The following is a 6,170-nucleotide window of genomic DNA, read 5'->3' on the forward strand; positions in this document are numbered from 1 at the left end:
CCATTATACCAGGGCTAAAAAATGCTCATACGCATTTTTTTACGCCCGTTCGAATCCTTTATTTTATGGCGGAGAGGGAGGGATTCGAACCCTCGATACGGTTTTAAGCCGTATAATCGCTTAGCAGGCGACCGCCTTCGACCAACTCGGCCACCTCTCCGTAACAAACTGCTTTATTATTATACACAATAAAAGGGGGATTAGTCAAACCTGATTTCTTAAAAAGGCATGTTCCTCCTTTTGTTTTAGAAAATTGTACGAAGAGAGTCTCCCCGGTTTCAGACACCCATTCCCCCGAGGGAGCAAAGAAAAAAAGCCCTCACAGGTGAAAACTGTGAAGGCTTTTTTTCTACTCCTAAAATGTTGCCCAAAATAATCAGCTACCGGGGTCTCCGACCCCTATCACGCCAAGGCTAAAAAATGCTCATACGCATTTTTTTACGCCTGTTCGAATCCTTTAATTATGGCGGAGGGGGTGGGATTCGAACCCACGGAACCCGCAAAGGCTCAACGGTTTTCAAGACCGCCTCCTTCAACCACTCGGACACCCCTCCCTTAACAAATATAACATAATTTAGAGTTAAAGTAAATTTAATCACTAGATCTCTTTCGTAAAAATCCCTTCCAGTGTCACTTAATAATTTTTTTACAATATCACCTCTGAATAATCTCTTTATCTATTTTTTCCCGACCGCTAAAATATGGTTGTAGAACTTGGGGGATACGGATCGTACCATCAGCCTCTTGATAATTTTCCATAATTGCAGCTACTGTTCTACCTATGGCTAAACCGGAACCATTTAAAGTATGAACAAATTCTAATTTGCCTCCATTTTGCGGTCTGAATCTAATTTGTGCTCTGCGGGCTTGAAAATCTGTAAAATTACTGCAGGAGGAAATTTCACGATATGTACCACTACTAGGCAGCCATACTTCCAAATCATATGTTTTTGTAGCGGAAAATCCTAAATCACCAGTACATAAAGTTACAACACGATAAGGGAGCTCCAAAAGTTGCAATATTTTTTCAGCATTAGTGGTAAGCTTTTCTAGTTCTTCATCTGAAGTAGCAGGATGACAAAATTTCACCAATTCTACTTTATTAAATTGGTGTTGACGCACTAGACCACGTGTATCACGCCCATGTGCACCTGCTTCAGCCCTAAAACAGGGCGAATATGCCACATAGCAAAGTGGTAAATCCTTTTCCTGTAAAATTTCTTCACGATGATAATTAGTAACAGGAACCTCAGCTGTGGGAATTAAAAAATAGGTGGTATTTGCCAAACTAAACATATCCTCAATAAATTTAGGTAATTGTCCTGTCCCGGTCATACTAACCTCATTAGCTATAAATGGTGGCAAGAGCTCCTTATACTTATGTTGAGTAACATGAGTATCCAGCATGAAATTAATTAAAGCCCTTTCTAAAAGTGCACCTAAACCTTTATAAAATACGAATCTAGCTCCAGTTACCTTGGCTGCACGCGAAAAATCTAAAATGCCCAATTTTTCCCCCAAATCCCAATGAGGCTGAGGTTCAAAATCAAATTGTGGTAAAGAACCCCAGTGGCGTTCTACCCGATTATCACTTTCCCCAGCCCCAATAGGGACAGAGGCGTGAGGTAAATTGGGTATTGTTAAAAGCAATTTTTTTAGTTCCTCCTCTAAGCGGCGTACATGTTCATCTACTTCTTTAATCTTTTGGGACGTTGTACGCATTTGTAAAATTAAATTTTGGGCATCTTCTCCCTGTTTTTTTAGTAGACCAATTTCCTCTGAAACTTGATTACGTTCTTTTTTCATTTTTTCACTAAAAGCTATTTTTTTTCTGCGTTGTTCATCAAGCTGTAAAAATTGGTCTACTATTTGAGGAGATAATTGGCGTTTTTCTAGACACTCTTTCACTAATGTTGGATTTTCCCGAACAAATTTCATCGCTAACATTTCACTCTTCCCCTTTTTAAAAGGCTACATAATTAGCCGTTTTAATATCTTTTATTGTTTTAATTTTAGCCAAAACATCAGTGGTAACTTCATGATCAATGGTTAAAATCATCATCGCCTTACCACCAGCTCTTTCCCTATCTAATTGCATTCCGGCAATATTCACACCCCGTTCACCTAAAATCATGCCTACTTCACCTACAAGTTTAGGACGGTCGATATGAGTAATTAAAAGAATATGACCGGTCGGCTGAATATCCAAGGAATATTCATTGACACTTAAAATACGCGGCTCATTTTTCTTAAATACCGCCCCGGACACGGTATGACTCCAACCTTCCCCTTTAATGGAAATACAAACTTTATTGGCATAATCATCAACCTGGGTACTCTTGATTTCCTTTACCTTAATCCCCCTGTTTTTGGCGATTAAAGGTGCATTTACATAATTAATGGCATCATGTAGATAAGGTCTTAATAGACCCTTAATAAAAGTATTAGTTAAAGAACCGAATTCCAATTCGGCAATTTCACCCAAATATTTAATCTCGATAGCATTGGTTGCCCCCTCGGCAAGCACACTGGCCAATTTACCCAGTTTTTCCATGAGCAACATATAGGGTTTGGCCGTTTTTAAATGTTCAGGCTTAATAAAAGGTATATTAACCGCATTTTGTACCGGTTCACCGCGTAAAACACGTAAAATTTCCCGTGCCACATCAATCGCCACATTAACCTGTGCTTCTTCTGTAGAAGCACCTAAATGGGGAGTAACAATTACCTCCGGCAAATCAAATAATGGGCTCTTTGTTTGAGGTTCTTTTTCATATACATCAAGTGCCGCTCCAGCTACCTTTTGAGCAACTATTGCTTGATAAAGTGCAGTTTCATCAATAATACCCCCACGGGCCACATTTAGAATTCGCACACCGTCTTTCATTTTTTTAAATTGCTGTGCACAAATTAAATGTTTCGTTTCCGAAGTCAAGGGCATATGCACAGTTATAAAATCACTTTCACTAAGTAAAACATCCAAAGAGACTGGTTTTACTCCTGCTCTTTCGGCTACCTCATGATTAATATATGGATCATAAACTAAAATTTCCATACCAAAAACCTTACTTCTTTTACCTACCTCAGAACCTATTTTACCATAACCGATAATTCCCAATGTTTTATTACGTAGTTCAACCCCAATAAATTTTGATCTTTGCCATTCTCCCCGACGTAAAGATTGATCAGCCTGGGGAATATGACGGGCCAAAGCAAGCATCATCGCCAAGGTATGTTCTGCGGCCGAAATGGTATTACCATCTGGAGTATTAACTACAACTATTCCTCTTAAAGTAGCTGCCTCCACATCAATATTATCAATTCCTACTCCCGCTCTGCCCACTACTTTTAATTGTCTGCCAGCTTCCAAGATTTTTTTAGTAATTTTAGTTTGACTGCGTACCACAACTGCATGATAATCAAAAATAATTTCACAAATTTCTGCTTCACTTAAATTCAATTTTACATCTACTTCGATCTCCGGATCTTGTTTAAATACTTCTATTCCTTTTTCCGAAATAGGATCACAAACTAAAATTCTCATTTTTACTTCATCCTTTCCTGCAATAATTCTTGAACGACTTGAATACCTTGTCCCAATTGAAATGACCAACCCAATTCCAATAAAGTTCTTTCTAAAGCAGCAATAGTAACTACTAAATCATTATCACTTACATATCCCAAATGACCTATACGAAAGATTTCACCCTTAAGTCTGTTTTGTCCACCAGCAATAATTATGCCGTGCTTTTCGCGCATAATTTTTACTATAGTTTGCGGATCAATTGCAGTTGGTTTTTTAATTGCCGTAACACCACATGAAGCTGACTTTTCATTTGTTAATAAATTTAATCCTAGGGCTTTAGCCGCAGTTCTAATAACTTGTTTATAAAATTGATGGCGTTTATAAACATTTTGCAAACCCTCTTTTTCAATTAATTTTAAACTTTCCCTTAAAGCCAAAATTAAACACGTTGCCGGAGTATAAGGAGTAGTACTTTTTTCAAAAGACTTAGCTGCTGCCCTTAAATCAAAATAGAAACGCGGATTAGTTACTTGCTCACTTTTGGCCCAGGCACGGGGACTAACACTTATAAAACTGAGACCAGGAGGAATCATAAAAGCTTTTTGGGAACCACTAACCACAACGTCTAAATTCCATTCATCAACCTTAAGTGGTGAAACAGCCATACCACTGATAGCATCTACTATAAATAATGCTGGATGTTCACCAAGGGCCTCCCTTAATGCTTTTAAATCATTAGTAACCCCTGTGGAAGTTTCATTATGGGTAACAAACACTGCCTTTATTTCTTGTCCATGATCTGCACTAATCCTTTTTTTCAATATTTCTGGATCAGCCTGTTCCCCCCAAACCCCCGAAATTACCTCAACATCAGCCCCATAACTATTATTCAACTTTACCCAACGTTCACCAAAATTACCGTTTTCCATAACGATAACTTTATCACCTTGATTAACAAAATTAGCTACCGCGGCCTCCATGGCCCCAGTGCTGGAAGAAGTAAGCATAAATAAATCATTTTTAGTGCGATAAATTTTCTTTAAACCAACCGTTACTTCTTTAATAACTTCGTAAAATTCTGGTGTGCGATGTCCCACAGCCGGTAGACTTAATGCTTGTAGTACTTCCCTCGGCATATTTGTAGGACCTGGAATCATTAATAATTGCATGACCACTTCCCCCTTTTATAATAATAAAAAACTCGTCCCTAACCTATTTTGGTTAGGGACGAGATTAATTTCCCGTGTTGCCACCCTACTTGGTTTTAACAACCCACTTATTTGCTGTGATAACGGACAGCAGCCGATAAGTTCATCACTTATGGGCTCTAGGGCGGAATTCAGCAATTATCTTACTGGTTTGCACCGGCCACCAGCTCTCTGCCAAGATATTCTTGCTTACTTTTCCCTTTCAACACCCAAATTTATTATAACCTCTTTAATCCTTAAAATTCAACCTTAAAAAATACTCACATACTATTTTGAACAATTTGATAAGTATCACGAGCAATCATTAATTCCTCATTAGTAGGAATCACTAAAACCTTTACACGTGAAGAACTCTTGGAAATAATGGCCTCTTTACCCTGTACCTGATTTTTTTGGGAATCAATTTCAATACCCAAATAATCAAGATCTTCGCAAATTTTAGTGCGCATATCTATAAAATTTTCACCTAAACCAGCTGTAAATACTACAGCATCTGTTCCATTTAAAATACCGATAAAAGCAGCTATATATTTTTTTACCATATAGGCAAACCTGTCTAAAGCCAATTGAGCCCTTTTATTACCTTTTTGAGCAGCCCTTTTTACATCCCGAAAATCACTACTGATTCCCGAAAGCCCAAGTACACCACAATTTTTATTTAAAAAATCATTTACTTCATCACAAGTCCAACCTTCTTTTTTCATTAAAAAAGTTACCACAGTAGGATCCAAATCTCCAGAACGTGTACCCATCATCAAACCCTCCAAAGGAGTTAAACCCATTGTAGTATCTACACATTTTCCATCTTGAACCGCAGAAATACTAGAACCATTACCCAGATGACAAACAATTACTTTAAAACCCTGAGGTGTCCGCTTTAAAAATTGTGCCGCACGTGCGGAAACATAGCGGTGTGAAGTACCGTGAAAACCATATCTGCGTATTCCGTATTTTCGATAAAATTCATAAGGTATTCCGTATAAATAAGCATATGGAGGAATAGTTTGATGAAAAGCCGTATCAAAAACACATACCTGCGGTACCCCTGGTAAAAGATGTTCACAAGCTTCAATTCCCATAATATTTGGAGGATTGTGTAAAGGACCCAAAGTAATATTTTTACGTATTGATTTCATTACATTTTCAGATTTAAGAACTGAATCAAAATAATCTTCACCCGCATGTAAAACACGATGCCCCACAGCTTTAATCTCATTTATAGAAGTTAAAACACCATCTTCTGGATCAGTAATAGTTTGGAGAACAAGGGACATTGCCTTTTCGTGATTTACTATTTTGTTTTCAATTACTTTTTTTCGTGTGCCAACATAATGAATCAGTGCCGAACCAGTAATACCAATTCTTTCAACTATACCTTTGGTCATAACCTGTTCGTTGTCCATGTCAAACAATTTGTATTTAAGAGAAGAACTTCC

General features: G+C 37.8%; 4 protein-coding genes, 2 tRNA genes and 1 other annotated feature. All 6 genes read right to left on the minus strand.

Annotation, left to right across the window (positions count from 1 at the left end; translation table 11 throughout):
- Positions 1 to 66: 66 nt before the first annotated feature.
- Positions 67 to 160 (minus strand) — tRNA-Ser (locus GX687_00455).
- Positions 161 to 464: 304 nt separating this feature from the next.
- Positions 465 to 554: transfer RNA gene (locus GX687_00460), tRNA-Ser, on the minus strand.
- Between the two features lie 100 nt (positions 555 to 654).
- Positions 655 to 1,947 (minus strand): serine--tRNA ligase, encoded by a 1,293-nt coding sequence (gene serS / locus GX687_00465; GenBank protein ID HHX95929.1) that lies wholly within the window; start codon positions 1,945 to 1,947, stop codon positions 655 to 657.
- A gap of 16 nt (positions 1,948 to 1,963) precedes the next feature.
- Positions 1,964 to 3,544 carry a phosphoglycerate dehydrogenase gene (locus tag GX687_00470; protein HHX95930.1) on the minus strand — a complete coding sequence of 527 codons (1,581 nt, stop codon included), beginning with the start codon at positions 3,542 to 3,544 and terminating at the stop codon, positions 1,964 to 1,966.
- A gap of 2 nt (positions 3,545 to 3,546) precedes the next feature.
- Positions 3,547 to 4,695 (minus strand): alanine--glyoxylate aminotransferase family protein, encoded by a 1,149-nt coding sequence (locus tag GX687_00475; protein ID HHX95931.1) that lies wholly within the window; start codon positions 4,693 to 4,695, stop codon positions 3,547 to 3,549.
- Positions 4,696 to 4,746: 51 nt separating this feature from the next.
- Positions 4,747 to 4,949 (minus strand) — a binding site (T-box leader).
- Between the two features lie 45 nt (positions 4,950 to 4,994).
- Positions 4,995 to 6,137 carry an acetate kinase gene (locus GX687_00480; GenBank protein HHX95932.1) on the minus strand — a complete coding sequence of 381 codons (1,143 nt, stop codon included), beginning with the start codon at positions 6,135 to 6,137 and terminating at the stop codon, positions 4,995 to 4,997.
- Positions 6,138 to 6,170 lie beyond the last annotated feature (33 nt).

This window comes from Clostridia bacterium, assembly GCA_012841935.1.
In the GTDB taxonomy this organism is placed as follows: Bacteria; Bacillota; Peptococcia; order DRI-13; family DTU073; genus DUTS01.